This is a genomic window from Cohnella boryungensis, from assembly GCF_042651945.1.
Taxonomy (GTDB): Bacteria; Bacillota; Bacilli; order Paenibacillales; family Paenibacillaceae; genus Cohnella; species Cohnella boryungensis.
In genome coordinates this window covers 14,418-29,784 of sequence record NZ_JBHSED010000013.1, presented here as the reverse complement: position 1 = coordinate 29,784, position 15,367 = coordinate 14,418, and the positions used below count along the sequence as shown (strand labels likewise).

Genomic DNA, 15,367 nt, shown 5'->3' with positions numbered 1-15,367 from the left:
TTTTTCGTTTGTCGGCTTGACGGGTCGGCAGGCGGGAGCGACTTGGACGAAAGGGGAGAGGCGAGTGGATTCTCTTCTGGATATTGTACGGGAATCGGGGCGAGCCGCTATCGGCTTGTTCACTTATCCGTATTTCTATATGGCGATCGCGCTGGTTGTCTGGCATGCCCGGCATACGGTTACGCTTCAACGCAGGCTATACCACGTTCGGCTATACAGCATGCTGACGCTCACTCTGACGAGGGTTGGAGCGGGACTTGCCGTCGGACTCGTGCTTTCGCTGGCTAGCTTGGGAATCGGAGCGAGGTTTAACGGAGAAACGCTGGCCGCCTTATGGATCGCCATGGCCGTTCTGGCGCTGTTCCGGCTCAGATATGTTTGTCTAGCTTATGCGGCGGGGGCGCTCGGTCTGCTGCAGGGGATCGCGGATTGGACGGGACTGAAAGCCTCGGAGGCGGCGCAAGCCTACGAGCCGGCAGCCGAAGCGATTCGGGTCGTAGCGGCGCTGGACGTCCCCGGCTTGATTCTCGCGGCAGGCCTTCTGCATATTGCCGAAGGCCTGCTGGTAAGGCTACAGCGCAGAAAGCTGGCGGTGCCTCTGTTCCTGCAAGGAAAGAGAGGCAAGCCCCTGGGCGGTTACGCGCTGTCGGGCGTCTGGCCGATCCCGTTGCTGTGGCTTGTGCCGTCTGGCGACGGAGGCTTTGCGCTGCCTTGGCAGCCGCTCTTCGGAGACGGGGTCGGCCTGTGGAGTCTGCTGGCATTCCCGGTATTGATCGGCTTTAGCGACCGCACGACGACGCAATGGCCGGAGGACAAGGCGAAATCATCGGGCAACCGGTTAATGCTGTACGGGGCAATTATCGGAGCAATGGCCATCGCGGCCGTATACTGGCCTCCGGCAAGCGTCATAGCTGCGATTGCGGCCTTCGCGCTGCATGAAGGCTTGCTCTGGACCAGCCGGATGGGGGAAGCGGGCAAGGAGCCCCGGTTTGCCCAGGAGGGCAACGACGTCAAGGTATTGGCGGTGCTGCCGGGGACTCCGGCCGCCGAGATGGGCCTGCTGGCCGGGGAGCGAATTCAGAAGGTGAATGGAGCGGTTGTCCGCAACAAGGAGCAGCTGCATGCGGCGATGCAGCTTCAGTCGGCCTTCTGCAAGCTGGAAGTGGTTAATCGCGAGGGCCATGTGAAGTTTGTTCAACGAGCGCGATATGAAGGCGAGCATCATCAGCTCGGCATTATTCTGGCGCCTGACGAGGACGCGGAGTTTGTGGCGGCTCCGCGCTCCGCTTCGCTGTGGCAAATCTTGCGAGCATCCGGCGCAAGACGGCTGCGCAATTCGCCCACGATGAAGCTGAGGGCGCTCAGGGAGGCGGAGCAGGCTGCGGCGGAGCAAGCGGCCGCCAGACAAGCGGAAGCGCTGGCCGCCGAGCAGGCGAAGCTCGAGGCGATGGAAGGACTTCCTCCGCGCTCTGCGGGCGCCCAGAAGAAATCTTGACAACCCGGCAGGGTGTACGGTACGGAAGGATAATTGCCCGGGAGTATCGATGACGGCTGGCTGCCCGACAGGCGCGGCGGCTGCTCAACGATGCTATCGGGCTTTATTGTTGCGCAAAAAAAGACAAGAGAAGTTTCCTTCTGCTTGTCTTTGATTCGCAGTCAGCTTTGACGGCGGTTATTTAGGTTTCTTAATCCATTCGGCCATATCTTGGATCACTTGAGCGTTGGTGCTTACGGAGCCCTTGCTGTCGGCAAAAAAGTGATTCAGGCCCGGATAGAGCTTGTAGCTTGCCTTAACGTTATGATGAAGCGCCTTCTGCCATAGCGGATAATCCTTGTCTGCGTATACTTGGACGTCGTCCTCCCCTTGCAGCACGAAAATCGGTTTGGTCAGCTTGGGAGCCAGCTCTGCGGCGCTTCTGCTGTCCATTTCCTTGAAGTAAAAAGCCGGAATGCCGAATAAGGTTTGGGCCATCGCTTCCGCATCCGACAGCTTGCCAAGGCTGCGGGCTCTCTCAAGCTCGGCTGCAAGCCACGCTTCATTGGCTTTCTTCTGCGGGTCTTGATCTCCCAGCGTCGCGATATAGTCCGCATTCTGGTCGGCGATAATTTCCCACAGGGTTCGGGTCGATCCGGCCAGAATAATCAGTCCGGCGAAGTTCCCGCCATCCGCGTCGATTCTTGGAGCAAGCATGCCGCCCAGGCTGTGGCCGGCAACGTACACTTGGGAAGCGTCGATGCGCTTGTCGTCCTTCAACAGCTTGGCGGCTGCGATCGCATCGTCGACCGTCTCCTCCTTAACCGTGAAACGGGACAGCATATCGGGAGTGAAGCTTTGCCCGTAGGCATAGGTTCTCTTCTCATAGCGAAGTACGGCAATGCCCTTCTGGGCAAGTCCCCAAGCGATATCGCGAAACGGCTTCAGAGTGCCTACGGTTTCGTCGCGATCGCTTGGACCGGACCCGTGCACGAGCACGACGGCGGGCAAGGGGCCGCTAGCCCCCTTCGGCAGCGTCAGCGTGCCGGTTAACGGATAGCTCGCATCCGCTTGGAAGACGACCTCTTCCTCGGTCAGGCCGTTGGGGAGGTCGGCTTGCGGCGCGATCGGCTTGAGGGAGAGGCCGGTCACGCGGTTATCCGCGTTCAATTGCAAGGTCAACACGGCTTTCCCTTTGGAGAATGCGAGCAGAGCCCGAATTGTGTCCGAGTCAGGCTCAATCCGTTCGATGCCCGAGTAGGAGCCGATGGCAGCAATCAATTGCTCCCATCCGGCTTTAAGCGCTTCTGCTGAAACAACCTGTTTAATCTCGCCTTCCAGATAATCGTCGAACAACTCGGCATATTTGCCTGAAGCGAGATGCTGGACAACGCTTTTGACGACCTCTTCGTTGCCGCGGGAGGCGATGATGACGGCTTCTCCCGTGTCTTCATGGAACGAGACGGCAAATCCAAGCGCTTGCTCGAAGAAGGAAAGCGGTACGTAAATCCGATTATGCTTTACGGCGGATTTGGCTCCGAGGGTAAGGGTGCGGCCGTCGGAGAAGCGGATTTGATCGCTGCCCGCTTTATGGTAAAGCGCAGCTCCCGATGCGGTAATGCTAATCTCTGCTCTGGATTGCGCAAAGCCGATTTTCAAGCCAAGGGCCGCGAGCGTTTGCCGGAGCGGAATCATGATCGTGCTTCCGTTTCGATAGGGCAGCGCGTCGGAGAAGCGAACCTCACGGTTGTCGACGCTCAGCTTGAGCGAGGATGCCGAAGCCGTGACCGGAAGCGAGGTGAGCAGCAGGATGAGGGAGAGGACAACGAGCGATATTTTTTTCATATAAAGCACCTCCAGAGATTTAGAAGCTTGCGGCTTATCAAGCCCGGGAATTCCGTTTGAACAGGATAAAGGAGTAAACGAGCGGAACGAGTGAGCTGACCAGCGCACCGGTTATCACGACGATAAAGCCCCCAACCGGAGAAACAAACCAGGCAGAGATGAACATCACGGCTCCCGCAAGGAACCACATTCGTGCGCCGAAGCGATGAGTGAGCTGCCAGTTACGCTCGTCCATGAGCGCCCAGGGCGTACGAATGCCGATGAAAAAATTGCTGCGAACCTGACTCATTCCATTGCCGATCACCATCCACAGCAACCCCAGACCTCCGATGACGACATTCGGAATGGAAATGCGGTAATCGAGACTGACCAAGATCATGCAGAGCATGATTCCGTGCAGGAACAGGCTGATTGCCCAGCGCGTCAGCGTATAGAAGCGTTCGAACCGGGCGTAATTGGCTTTGCGAGGGTCCAGATATCGAGCGAACGACAGAAAGGCAGGCAGGGCGATGCCGAGTCCGGCATACATGAGCCAGAAGCCGCCTTTAGCCATGGACCGATCCTGTTCGCCCTGCAGGTTGAAGTGCGAGGCGACATGCTCGGGAAGCCGCTTGTCGAAGAGGAAGAACAGGACGGCAAACAGGATTACGTTCGTGCCGAGCAGAAACCAATCGTTGCGCGACCAGCTAGCCTTGAAGGTTTCATTTGGGTTCGTCATCCGGGTGGGCTCCTTTTGTACCGATCATGCCGAGCAGCCAGCTCATGGCTTCCTGCATAACGGTTAGATTGAGGGAGTATATAATGCTTTGCCCGCGTCTCTCGTCTTGAACCAGGTGGGCCTGCTTGAGAATGTTTAGATGATGAGAGATGCTTGGCTTCGAAATGTTGAAATGCTCTGCGATGTCGCCGGCCGATAGATCGCTCTCTTTCAGCAGTTGAAGAATTTTGCGCCGGGTAGGGTCGGACAGCGCTTTGAATGCGTCGTTCATGACTTGCGTTCCCTCCTTTCAGGAAGGGGGTAATCTTTAAGTGAATTAGACATTTAGACAAATATCTAAACTTGTATTTAGACAATAAGCTAAATATTAAAATATGTCAAGGCGAATAGAGGCCTAATGTTGTTCGTCTGTGATAATGTCACCCTGAGACAGGAGACAATGACACTGAGCAGAGATGAAGAAAGTTATCGTGGTGGAGAAAATTATTAATGGACATATGACGAATGCGGAAGGAGCGGCAGCACTTGGCCCGAGCGAGTATGTGTTTGGAAAACATTAATTCCTCAGAGTCAGAGTTTGCACGGAGCAGGTGAGAAGAGGAATAGTGCTACAAAGTCGAACTAACGACCAGCACGAAGCAGGGGATGAGAAGAGTAGTGCTGCAAAGTCGAACTAACGACCAGCACGGAGTAGGTGCTGAGCAGAATAGTGCTGCAAAGTCGAACTAACAGCCAGCACGGAGCAGGTGATGAGAAGAGTAGTGCTGCAAAATCGAACTAACGACCAGCACGGAGCAGGTGAGGAGCAGAATAGTGCTGCAAAGTGAAACTAACGGCCAGCACGGAGCAGGTATCCAGCATACCACAAGCAAGGGCAATTCCCATGGCGTCCTGTATTCTCAACATAATCGCTATGTCGATGCGCTCTGGTGAATCGCCTCGGCACCACTTGAACATGACATTTTCTCGGACGAGTTAAGGTGACATTTTCACAGACGGTTTGACAGGCGAATAGAGGCCTAAAGAGGGCGAGGCCAAACAAAAAAAACGTCCTCTTAGGAGAAGACGTTATCTTGAATGAGATCGGCTCCGCCGATCAGGAGGAGAAATACTCGGGGTTGCTTAAGAAAAACCAGGCGATCGTCCCCGCTATTCCGAGACAGAACAAAGTGAACAGCGCGATTTTGGCCGCACTGCGCGGAACCCGGCCGGATACCGTACCGGTCTGTCCGTTGACCATGTAATAGTAGGTTTTGGATTTATAGCTATAGTTCGCGTTCCAGACGGGAAGCAACAGATGCTTGAAGGTGACCTGATCGAAGGTCGTGCGGATTCTCAGGTTGCGAATCTCGTCGCCTCCGATCTTTCTGCGAATTTCCGAATCGAGGGTGCTGTCCGCGGCCGCTTGAGCCCTTTCCCAGCCTTCGTCCCGCGATATCGAATAACGCTCGGAGATATAGCCGCTGAGATACTCCGGTTTGTAGCCGATCAGCTCGCCGAGCTTGAAATCTCCCAGCTTCTCCAGCAGCGTCCCATCGTAATGCCCGGAGGCGGGAATCAGAATATCGTCGAAGCTTCTGTCGTAATCCCCTCGCGTGGAATGCCAGACCGTATAGCGTTCGGTGTCGGTATACGTCTCGGTCTTTCCGTTGACGACTCTCGTGCGGGTTACCGTGCGATAATGATAGATGCCGACCTCTGCCGAGTAGATTGAATACGTCTCGGTGTCATAGGTCCAGTATGGGATATAGATTCCGTGAAGCTGCGAGCTGACGTTCGCCCTCTTGAAGCCGTTCGGAAGAAACCAGCGTTTCTTCTTCCAGGCGGCGAACGAGGTCAGCGCTTCGTCGCGGGACAGCTGAAACGGAATGACGGATTCCGGACGGATGCTCCGGACGTTGGCCTGACCGAGCACCTTGGGAGAGCCGCAGAATACGCAAGTCGAGGTCGTCTGTCCGGCGGGGATCAACGTTTCGCCTCCGCAGGCGTCGCAATGAATGGCCTGCTGCTCCGTCCCCCAATCCTGAAGGCCGTCCAACTGCTCGGACAGGTTGTGGAAGGGATGCTCGACAGGCGCCTTCATGGCGTTCTCGATTTGCTGCTCCGAGCCGCAATATTGGCATTTCAAGTTCTGGCTTTCCGCATCGAAGACCATCGGTCCCGCGCAGCTGGCGCATGGAAAACGAATGACGGCCGGTGAGTTGCTCATGTGCGCCTCCGTCTAGACTTTGCTGCCGCAATCGGAGCAGAATTTCGCGTTGTCGTTCAGCCGGCTGCCGCATTCGGAGCAGAACTTCTTGCTGCCGGAAGCGGAAGGCTGGCCGGCATTGGCTGCCTGGGGAGAGCGCTGATCGCCGCCCGCGGAGGGCTCGGCGGGACGTCCGTTCATCTGCCCGAACATTTGCCCCATCATCTGCCCCATGGCCATTCCCGCCCCGAGGCCTGCTCCGGTTCCGGCGGCGCCGCCGTCGGGATTGTTCGCCGCTTCGCGAATCGCTTCCGCCGTCTGGTATTTCATATAGTCGTCGAGGTTGCCGGCGATGCTCATCGACGACTTGCGATCGATCATCTTCTCCACTTCCTCGGGAAGCGACAGGTTTTCGATCGTGACATTCGTCAGCGTCAAGCCGATCGCGGAGAAATTCGGCTGCAGCTTGTCGATGGCGAGTCTGCCGAGCTCGTCGTAGGAGCTGGCCAGGTCCGCGACGGGAATTTTCGATTCGCCGATCATGTCGCTGATGCCGGATACGACCGAAGCCTTCAGAAAGCCGGTAATGCCGGTCGTAGTCAGCTCCTGCTTCGTGCCGAAGATATCCTTAAGGAACAAGACGGGATCGCTGATGCGGAACGAACAGTTGCCGAACCCGCGCATGCGGATGATACCGAATTCCGGATCGCGAAGGATGACGGGGTTGGTCGTTCCCCATTTCTGATCGGTGAAATTGGTCATATTAAGAAAGTAAACATCGGACTTAAAGGGAGAGTTAAATCCGTACTTCCAGGAATTAAGCGCGGTCAGCACCGGGAGGTTCTGCGTGCTCAGCGTATGGGTGCCGGGACCGAATACATCGGCAATCTGCCCCTCGTTAACGAAGATCGCAGTCTGGGATTCGCGCACAATGAGCTTGGCTCCCATCTTGATCGCATTGTCGTAAGCGGGAAAGCGGTGCACCATGATGCCCCGATCGTCCAGCCACTCGATGACCTCGATAAACTGCCCCCTGATGAAATCAAACAAACCCATGCGCCACTCTCCAGTCCTCCGCAGCCCACGAGGCGACGGACCTTTTTCCCTTATCCTATCACAAAATGGCGAACGACTGACGGGAAAACACGAAATTTGCGCGACCTTCGCGGAATTCGGAGAGCTGCAGGAAAGGCGTCGATCGTCTTCTGGAGATTTTGACGGTAACACGGCAAACCGATATAATGGATGGGAACACACATTCTGCTGACGGATAGGAACAGATGAAGTCCGACAAGCTTGAAGAGCCGGGCAGAGCTACGGCTGGACAGGGCTGCGGAGGCGAAAGGGGTTAACAAGCAATTGGCGGCATCTGAAGTAGAGAGCAAGTCGTTTAAGCTGGTGTCGGAATATACGCCTTCCGGCGACCAGCCGGGCGCGATCGGCCAGCTGGCGGAAGGAATCGAGGCAAGGAAGCGGCATCAGACGCTGCTCGGCGCGACGGGCACGGGGAAGACGTTCACGATTGCCCAGACGATCGCTAAGGTGAACAAGCCGACGCTGATCATCGCGCATAACAAGACGCTGGCGATGCAGCTATGCAGCGAGTTCAAGGAGTTTTTCCCGGAAAACGCGGTGGAGTATTTCGTCAGCTACTACGATTACTATCAGCCCGAAGCCTATATTCCTTCCACGGATACCTATATCGAGAAGGATTCAAGCATCAACGACGAGATCGATAAGATGCGCCACTCCTCGACCGCATCATTGTTCGAGCGGAGGGACGTCATTATCGTGGCCAGCGTCTCCTGCATCTACGGCCTCGGGTCCCCGGAGGAGTACCGGGATCTTCGCCTTAGCTTGCGGGTGGGCATGGAGAAGTCGCGCAACGCCATTCTTCATAAGCTGATCGATATTCAATACCAACGCAACGATCTTAACTTCGTGCGCGGGACGTTTCGCGTTCGCGGAGACGTGATCGAGATTTTCCCCGTTTCCCGAGCGGATTCTGCCATCCGCGTCGAGATGTTCGGGGACGAGATCGAGCGGATTACAGAGATCGACGTGCTGACGGGGGAAATTACCGGCTCGCGGGAGCATGTCGTCATCTTTCCGGGCTCTCACTTCGTCACCGGCGAGGAGAAGATGAAGCGGGCGCTTGTCAACATCGAGAACGAGCTGGAGGAACGGCTGGTAGAGCTGCGGGAAGCGGGCAAGCTGCTGGAAGCGCAGCGGCTGGAGCAACGCACTCGTTACGATCTGGAGATGATGGCGGAGATGGGCTTCTGCTCCGGCATCGAGAATTATTCGGGACCGATGACGTTCAGGGAGCGCGGAGCGACCCCATATACGCTGATGGACTTCTTTCCTGACGATTATCTGGTTGTCATTGACGAATCCCACGTGACGCTTCCTCAGATCAGGGCGATGTACAACGGGGACCAAGCGCGCAAAACAGTGCTCGTGGATCACGGCTTTCGCTTGCCCTCCGCCAAGGACAACCGTCCGTTAAGGTTTGAGGAATTCGAGGAGAAGGCCAAACAACTCGTCTACGTATCCGCAACCCCCGGTCCTTACGAGCTGGAGCATTGTCCGACGGTCGTGGAGCAGATCATCCGGCCGACGGGGCTGGTCGATCCCGTCATCGAGGTTCGCCCGACCAAGGGGCAGATCGACGATTTGCTCGGGGAGATTCGGGATCGGATCGCGAAGGATGAGCGGGTGCTCGTCACGACGCTTACGAAGAAGATGTCGGAGGACCTCACCGACTACATGAAGGAAGTCGGCATTAAGGTCCGCTACCTGCATTCGGACATCAAGACGCTGGAGCGGATGGCGATCCTGCGCGATCTGCGGCTGGGCGTGTTCGACGTCCTCGTCGGGATCAACCTGCTGCGGGAAGGATTGGATTTGCCGGAGGTCAGCCTGGTCGCTATTCTGGATGCCGACAAGGAAGGCTTCCTTCGGTCCGAGCGCTCTTTGATTCAGACGATCGGGAGAGCCGCGCGGAACGCGGAGGGCCGCGTAATTATGTACGGGGACAAAATCACCGAGTCGATGGAAAGGGCGATTGGCGAGACGGAACGCCGTCGCGGCATTCAGCTTGCGTACAACGAGAAGCACGGCATTACGCCGCAGACGATCGTGAAGAAAGTCCGGGATCTGATCGAAGCGACCAAAGCGGTGGAAACGAAGAGCAGCTATTTGACGGAAGCGGAGAATCTGAGCAAGCTATCTAAGAAGGACCGCGCCTCCGTCATCGAGCGCTTGGAATTCGAGATGAAGGAAGCGGCGAAGAGCCTTCAGTTCGAACGGGCGGCGGAGCTTCGGGATGCGCTGCTTGAGCTGAAGGCGGGCATGTAACGAGGCGTTGCCGGTGAAAACAGGCGAAGCAGCGGACTGGGCCGGATCGGAGAGCGCAAGGCAAGAGCTCCGATCCGGCCCTTCTCGCTGAGGATTTTTCCGGGCTTGTACGCAGCTTTGTTTGCGCGCTGAAGTCGGCCGCTCTGCCAATATTTTATTTTGTATAATATCCACAAATTTAAGCTTTTTCCCTTAGTAAGGTTAAGGTAAAATATATGGAAGCGCGTCGTTTCGCAGACCTGACGGCATTAGCCGCCGAGGCCGATGCAATGTGAAAAACGCAACAAGAGGCTGAGCCTCGCATAATTTGGGAGGAATATCGAAGATGAGCACGACGATTATGGTAGGAATCGTAGGCTACGGCAACCTGGGACGGGGAGTCGAAGCGGCGATTCGCCAAAATCCGGACATGAAGCTGGAGGCGATTTTCACGCGCCGCAACCCGGGTTCTCTGGAATCGGGAACGCCGATGGTATCCATTGCGGATATCGAGCAGTACAAGGGCAAGATCGACGTCATGATTCTGTGCGGCGGCTCCGCGAAGGATTTGCCCGAGCAAGGGCCGGCGCTGGCCAAGCATTTCCACACGGTGGACAGCTTCGACACGCACGCTCTCATCCCGGAGTATTTCAATAAAGTCGACGACGCGGCGCGTACGGGCGGCAACATCAGCGTGATCTCCACGGGCTGGGACCCGGGGTTGTTCTCCCTGAACCGTCTGCTGGCGGAAGCGATCCTTCCAGAGGGCAAAGAGTATACGTTCTGGGGCAAGGGCGTAAGCCAAGGGCATTCCGATGCCATTCGCAGGGTTGAAGGCGTCAAGAACGGCATTCAGTATACGATCCCTCGCGAAGAGGCGGTCGAGCGCGTACGCAGCGGCAGCAATCCGCAGCTGACGACGCGTGAGAAGCACCTGCGCGAATGCTTCGTCGTCCTCGAGGAAGGGGCTAACGCCGAAGCCGTCGCCGACGAAATCAAGAACATGCCGAACTACTTCGCCGATTACGACACCGTCGTTCACTTCGTAAGCGAAGAAGTGCTTAAGGCGGAGCACGGCAAGATGCCGCATGGCGGCAACGTCATCCGCAGCGGTCAAACCGGGCCGGAGAACGGCAGCACGCAATTGATCGAATTCAGCCTGAAGCTGGACAGCAACCCTGAATTTACGGCAAGCGTGCTCGTCGCTTACGCGCGTGCGGCATACCGTATGGCGAAAGCCGGACAAGTCGGAGCTCAAACCGTGTTCGACATTCCTTACGGCCTGCTCTCGCCGAAGTCTCCCGAAGAGCTTCGCAAGGAGCTTTTATAGAACAACCAGACAGGATAAGATTCGGACCGGATAGATAAAGGATAGACAAACCATTTGCAAGGCCAGTCGCAGTTCGGTATAATGGATGGGAACACACATTCCTATTCGGAGTGCGACTGCGGCCGGCCTTTTTGCACCACAGCCCCCGCTTTGTCGCGAAAGGGGCTTTTTCGTTTTGGCTAACGAGAAAATCATGATCAAGGGCGCCCGCGCCCATAACCTGAAGAATATCGACGTCAGCATTCCGCGGGACAAGTTCGTCGTGCTGACCGGCCTGTCCGGTTCCGGCAAATCCTCGCTGGCCTTCGATACCATTTACGCCGAAGGCCAGCGCAGATACGTGGAATCCTTGTCCGCCTACGCACGCCAATTCCTCGGGCAGATGGACAAGCCCGACGTGGACTCTATAGAGGGGCTGTCGCCGGCGATCTCGATCGACCAGAAGACGACAAGCCGCAACCCTCGCTCGACCGTAGGCACGGTTACGGAGATTTACGACTATTTGCGTCTGATGTACGCGAGAGTCGGCAAGCCTCACTGCCCGGATCACGGCATCGAGATCACGTCCCAGACGGTCGAGCAGATGGTCGACCGCATTATGGAATATCCGGAAAGAACGCGTCTGCAGATTCTTGCTCCCGTCGTATCGGGACGCAAGGGCGAACACGCCAAGCTGCTGGCCGACATTCAGAAGCAGGGCTACGTGCGCATTCGCGTGAACGGGGAGATTCGCGATCTCTCCGAGAAGATCGAGCTGGAGAAGAACAAGAAGCATTCGATCGAGGTTGTCGTCGACCGGATTGTCGTCAAGGACGACGTCCAGACGCGGCTTGCCGATTCGCTGGAGATGGCGTTGAAGCTGTCCGGCGGACAAGTGATCGTGGACATCATCGATCAGGAAGAGCTGATGTTCAATTCCAATCTGGCCTGTCCGCAATGCGGCTTTTCCATGGATGAGCTCGCCCCGCGGATGTTCTCGTTCAACTCGCCGTTCGGCGCCTGTCCGGAATGCGACGGTCTGGGCGTGAAGATGGAGATCGATCCCGAGCTTCTCGTGCCCGATCGCTCCAAGAGCATTGAGGACGGAGCGTTCGAGGCCTGGGCGGGAAGCACCTCCAACTATTACCCGCAATTTCTGCTGGCGGTATGCGCTCATTACGGCATTCCGACCGACGTGCCCGTCGCGGACCTTACCGACAAGCAGATGCAGGTCATTCTGTACGGTACGGGCGGGGAGAGGGTTCGTTTCCGTTACGAGAATGAATTCGGTCACACCCGCGACGCGCAGGTTCCGTTCGAGGGTATCGTTCACAATCTGGAGAGACGCTATCGGGAGACCGGGTCCGAAGGCATTCGGGAATTCATCGAAACGTATATGAGCGCCAAGCCCTGCGCCAAGTGCAAGGGACTCCGTCTGAAGAAGGAAACGCTGGCGGTTACGATCGGCAACCAGAATATCGCCTACGCGACGTCTCTCTCTATCGGCGAGGCCCAGCGGTTTTTCGCGGGTTTGGAGCTTACGGAGAAGGAGCGTTCGATCGCCAACCTGATTCTGAAGGAAATCAACAACCGGTTGGGCTTCCTTGTGAACGTAGGCCTGGAATATTTGACATTGTCGCGAGCGGCCGGTACGCTCTCCGGCGGAGAAGCCCAACGCATACGGTTGGCTACTCAGATCGGCTCCAGTCTGATGGGCGTTCTTTATATACTGGATGAGCCCAGCATCGGGCTTCATCAGCGGGACAACGACCGGTTGATTCAGACGCTGAGCCATATGCGCAATCTGGGCAACACGCTGATCGTCGTCGAGCATGACGAAGATACGATGATGGCCGCAGACTGGATTATCGATATCGGGCCGGGAGCGGGCAAGCACGGAGGCAATGTCATTGCAGAAGGAACCCCGGAGCAGATTATGGCTAACGAGAATTCGCTTACGGGCTCCTACTTAAGCGGCCGCAAGTTTATTCCCGTTCCGCTGAGTCGCCGCAAGCCCAACGGCAAGTGGATCGAGATCAAGGGAGCCAAGGAAAACAACCTGAACAATCTGAACGCCAAGTTCCCGCTGGGCGTATTTACGGCGGTGACGGGCGTCTCCGGTTCGGGCAAGTCGACGCTCGTCAACGAGATTTTGTACAAGACGCTTGCGCGCGATCTGAACAGGGCGAAGACGCGTCCGGGAGCCTATAAGGAGATGAAAGGCCTGGAGCATCTGGAGAAGGTGATCGATATCGACCAATCTCCGATCGGCCGGACTCCGCGCTCCAATCCGGCTACGTATACCGGCGTATTCGACGATATTCGCGACGTATTTGCGATTACGAACGAGTCCAAGGTGCGCGGCTATAAGAAGGGCCGGTTCAGCTTCAATATCAAGGGCGGACGCTGCGAAGCCTGCAAGGGCGACGGAATTATCAAGATCGAAATGCACTTCCTGCCGGACGTTTACGTCCCTTGCGAAATCTGCAAAGGCAAGCGCTATAATCGCGAGACGCTGGAGGTTAAATACAAGGGCAAGAGCATTGCCGAAGTGCTGGCGATGACCATTGAGGATGCGACCGAGTTTTTCGTGAACATTCCGAAGATTCATCGAAAGCTGCAGACGCTTATGGATGTCGGGCTAGGGTATATGGACTTGGGGCAACCGGCAACGACATTGTCCGGAGGAGAAGCGCAGCGCGTGAAGTTGGCCGCTGAGCTGCATCGGCGCAGCACCGGGAAGACGCTGTACATTCTGGATGAGCCTACGACGGGCCTTCATGTGGATGACATCGACCGCCTACTGCAAGTGCTTCATCGTCTCGTTGACTCGGGAGAGAGCGTGCTTGTCATCGAGCACAACCTCGATGTCATCAAGACGGCCGATTATCTCGTCGATCTGGGTCCGGAAGGGGGCAGCGGCGGCGGAACAATCGTAGCCACCGGAACGCCTGAGGAGGTATCGCAAGTCGCGATTTCTTATACCGGCAAGTATCTCGGGCCGGTTCTGGAGCGGGATCGCGCCCGTACGGAAGCCGCAATGTCCAACGCCTGACGAAAAAATCGTTCCAGCCAGAGACGCTTGTTCTCGGGCCGGAACGATTTTGTTTGCGGGCTAGTGAACGTGAAGCTGCTGCTGGGGTTGAATCAGAGTAATGAGCTGCTGCTGCAGCTTAACGACGTTTTGCTGCTTGGAGACGATCAAGCGCTTTTGTTGAATAATCGTAGTCAGATCGCTTTTGGCGGAAGCCCACTCCTTGCTGTCGACGTGCTCATGGAAGCTGTCCCAGGCTTCGTGCTTCCGGTCGCGCATATCGCGAATCTCGTCTTTCGCCGCTCTCATCTGCATAATCAATTGCTTGGCCGGCTTCTTGAGCAATTTGCGCTGCTCCGAGGTCAGCGTTCTGCGGGCTTGCTTGATTTGGTCATTCTGGGTCTTCATCTGCAGGAACAGGCTTTTCTGTTCCGATCCGATCTGATCCAGCTGCGACTTGAGCGTTTGAATGTCGGCCGGCAGAGCGCTCCAGTCAATAGACGGCGCAGGCTTCGAGTGGTGATGACCGGGTTCGCCATAGCTTGCGAACGTCAACGAGGGCACGACGACCCCTAGCGCCGTCATCATAAGCAGGGCGTACAAGATGCGTTTCATTGTAGGTTCCTCCTGATACGTAGACTCTCCCTTAGTATGATCATCTTAAATCTTTCCATTCTCTGGGCAGCCCATTTTTTCTTTAATCGGAGTCTGTCGAACCCGGAGCCGCCTCGTAAGCGACAAGGCTGATAGGGTGTCCGGCGCGCTCGGACAAACGCCGCTCCATTGTTCTGAGCTCGTCCAACTGCTCCGGCTCCAGCGCGGCAATCGCGTAATCCTGTGTTTCCATCTAGGTTGCACCTCCTCGGGGATAGTCGTTAGTATGATGAAGGAAGACATTCGGTCATTCATGCTGTGCCGAAGATTCGTGCCGGGGAATACGATGGGTGGAAATTACGAATACTAAAGTCAACCTGTTCTGGCAAAAGGGCATTGCGAAAGTGTGACAAAGTTGTTACGACAGCAACTTCAGGCTTGCAACCCGGGCGATGAGAAGCTAACATAGATAAAGGTGGGTTTATCAGGACAGACAAAGGAGGGCTCCTTCATGTTTCTAGCCGAGGCGGCAACTGCGGCTGTGGAGAGCACATACGAGCATTTCGATATTTTCATGGTTATATTTACCGTTCTCATTGGAATCGGGCTGGTACGTCTGCTGATGCAGAGACCTCGCAAAAACATGCTTGCAATCGGCTTTGCCGCAGTTTCTTTGCTTGTATTTGTGGTAGCGGATTACAAAATGATTAGCGGCTGGTAAGGTAAATATCGTTATACATAAACGAGTCGGGGACGAGAAGTCCCTGGACTCGTTTTTTCGTGTTTCATTAGGGAAAATTATCCTGAATTATCGTGTTCATCCTGAAATAATTGTGATAGAGTTAATCTGTTTACTAGAAATCATT

12 protein-coding genes are annotated in these 15,367 nt (G+C 56.1%); 5 read left to right on the top strand and 7 right to left on the bottom strand.

What is annotated here, in order from left to right; translation table 11 throughout:
- Positions 1–64: 64 nt before the first annotated feature.
- Complete coding sequence (locus ACFO1S_RS07955; protein ID WP_204602887.1) at positions 65–1,495, top strand: PDZ domain-containing protein; 1,431 nt, start codon at positions 65–67, stop codon at positions 1,493–1,495.
- Between the two features lie 177 nt (positions 1,496–1,672).
- On the opposite strand, the gene ACFO1S_RS07950 is transcribed toward ACFO1S_RS07955, so the two are convergent.
- From ACFO1S_RS07950 to ACFO1S_RS07930, 5 genes are all read right to left on the bottom strand, one after another.
- Positions 1,673–3,319 carry an alpha/beta fold hydrolase gene (locus tag ACFO1S_RS07950; protein ID WP_204602888.1) on the bottom strand — a complete coding sequence of 549 codons (1,647 nt, stop codon included), beginning with the start codon at positions 3,317–3,319 and terminating at the stop codon, positions 1,673–1,675.
- Between the two features lie 37 nt (positions 3,320–3,356).
- The gene (locus ACFO1S_RS07945) at positions 3,357–4,037 is read right to left on the bottom strand and encodes an SdpI family protein (RefSeq protein ID WP_204602889.1); all 681 of its coding nucleotides are present in this window, start codon (positions 4,035–4,037) and stop codon (positions 3,357–3,359) included.
- Entirely contained in the window at positions 4,021–4,308 is a 288-nt protein-coding gene (locus ACFO1S_RS07940) for an autorepressor SdpR family transcription factor (protein ID WP_204602890.1), read from the bottom strand. The genes ACFO1S_RS07945 and ACFO1S_RS07940 overlap by 17 nt, the downstream gene beginning before the upstream one ends.
- Positions 4,309–5,133: 825 nt before the next feature.
- A complete protein-coding gene (locus ACFO1S_RS07935; RefSeq protein ID WP_204602891.1) occupies positions 5,134–6,246 on the bottom strand; it encodes a TFIIB-type zinc ribbon-containing protein in 1,113 nt (370 codons plus the stop codon).
- A gap of 12 nt (positions 6,247–6,258) precedes the next feature.
- Positions 6,259–7,281: an SPFH domain-containing protein gene (locus ACFO1S_RS07930; protein ID WP_204602892.1), complete on the bottom strand. Its 1,023-nt coding sequence runs from the start codon at positions 7,279–7,281 to the stop codon at positions 6,259–6,261.
- Between the two features lie 303 nt (positions 7,282–7,584).
- Here ACFO1S_RS07930 and uvrB point away from each other — a divergent pair, with 303 nt between their 5' ends.
- The 3 genes from uvrB (at position 7,585) to uvrA (ending at position 13,928) form a co-directional block, all read left to right on the top strand.
- On the top strand, positions 7,585–9,585 hold the full coding sequence (gene uvrB, locus ACFO1S_RS07925; RefSeq protein ID WP_204602928.1) for an excinuclease ABC subunit UvrB: 2,001 nt from the start codon (positions 7,585–7,587) through the stop codon (positions 9,583–9,585).
- 325 nt (positions 9,586–9,910) lie between these two features.
- Entirely contained in the window at positions 9,911–10,894 is a 984-nt protein-coding gene (locus ACFO1S_RS07920) for a diaminopimelate dehydrogenase (protein WP_204602893.1), read from the top strand.
- 175 nt (positions 10,895–11,069) lie between these two features.
- Complete coding sequence (uvrA, locus tag ACFO1S_RS07915) at positions 11,070–13,928, top strand: excinuclease ABC subunit UvrA (protein ID WP_204602894.1); 2,859 nt, start codon at positions 11,070–11,072, stop codon at positions 13,926–13,928.
- A 60-nt stretch (positions 13,929–13,988) separates the two neighbouring features.
- Here uvrA and ACFO1S_RS07910 read toward each other — a convergent pair whose 3' ends face one another.
- The gene (locus ACFO1S_RS07910) at positions 13,989–14,522 is read right to left on the bottom strand and encodes a hypothetical protein (protein WP_204602895.1); all 534 of its coding nucleotides are present in this window, start codon (positions 14,520–14,522) and stop codon (positions 13,989–13,991) included.
- A gap of 82 nt (positions 14,523–14,604) precedes the next feature.
- Positions 14,605–14,754, bottom strand: a complete 150-nt coding sequence (locus ACFO1S_RS07905; RefSeq protein WP_204602896.1) for a hypothetical protein — start codon at positions 14,752–14,754, stop codon at positions 14,605–14,607.
- Between the two features lie 258 nt (positions 14,755–15,012).
- On the opposite strand from ACFO1S_RS07905, the gene ACFO1S_RS07900 reads away from it, so the two are divergent.
- Positions 15,013–15,222 carry a hypothetical protein gene (locus ACFO1S_RS07900; protein ID WP_204602897.1) on the top strand — a complete coding sequence of 70 codons (210 nt, stop codon included), beginning with the start codon at positions 15,013–15,015 and terminating at the stop codon, positions 15,220–15,222.
- Positions 15,223–15,367: the final 145 nt, after the last annotated feature.

Coding starts and splice junctions, on each gene's coding strand:
- ACFO1S_RS07950 (WP_204602888.1), bottom strand. CDS start 3,319: ATGAAAAAAATATCGCTCGTTGTCCTCTCCCTCATCCTGCTGCTCACC.
- ACFO1S_RS07945 (WP_204602889.1), bottom strand. CDS start 4,037: ATGACGAACCCAAATGAAACCTTCAAGGCTAGCTGGTCGCGCAACGAT.
- ACFO1S_RS07940 (WP_204602890.1), bottom strand. CDS start 4,308: ATGAACGACGCATTCAAAGCGCTGTCCGACCCTACCCGGCGCAAAATT.
- ACFO1S_RS07935 (WP_204602891.1), bottom strand. CDS start 6,246: ATGAGCAACTCACCGGCCGTCATTCGTTTTCCATGCGCCAGCTGCGCG.
- ACFO1S_RS07930 (WP_204602892.1), bottom strand. CDS start 7,281: ATGGGTTTGTTTGATTTCATCAGGGGGCAGTTTATCGAGGTCATCGAG.
- ACFO1S_RS07920 (WP_204602893.1), top strand. CDS start 9,911: ATGAGCACGACGATTATGGTAGGAATCGTAGGCTACGGCAACCTGGGA.
- ACFO1S_RS07910 (WP_204602895.1), bottom strand. CDS start 14,522: ATGAAACGCATCTTGTACGCCCTGCTTATGATGACGGCGCTAGGGGTC.
- ACFO1S_RS07905 (WP_204602896.1), bottom strand. CDS start 14,754: ATGGAAACACAGGATTACGCGATTGCCGCGCTGGAGCCGGAGCAGTTG.
- ACFO1S_RS07900 (WP_204602897.1), top strand. CDS start 15,013: ATGTTTCTAGCCGAGGCGGCAACTGCGGCTGTGGAGAGCACATACGAG.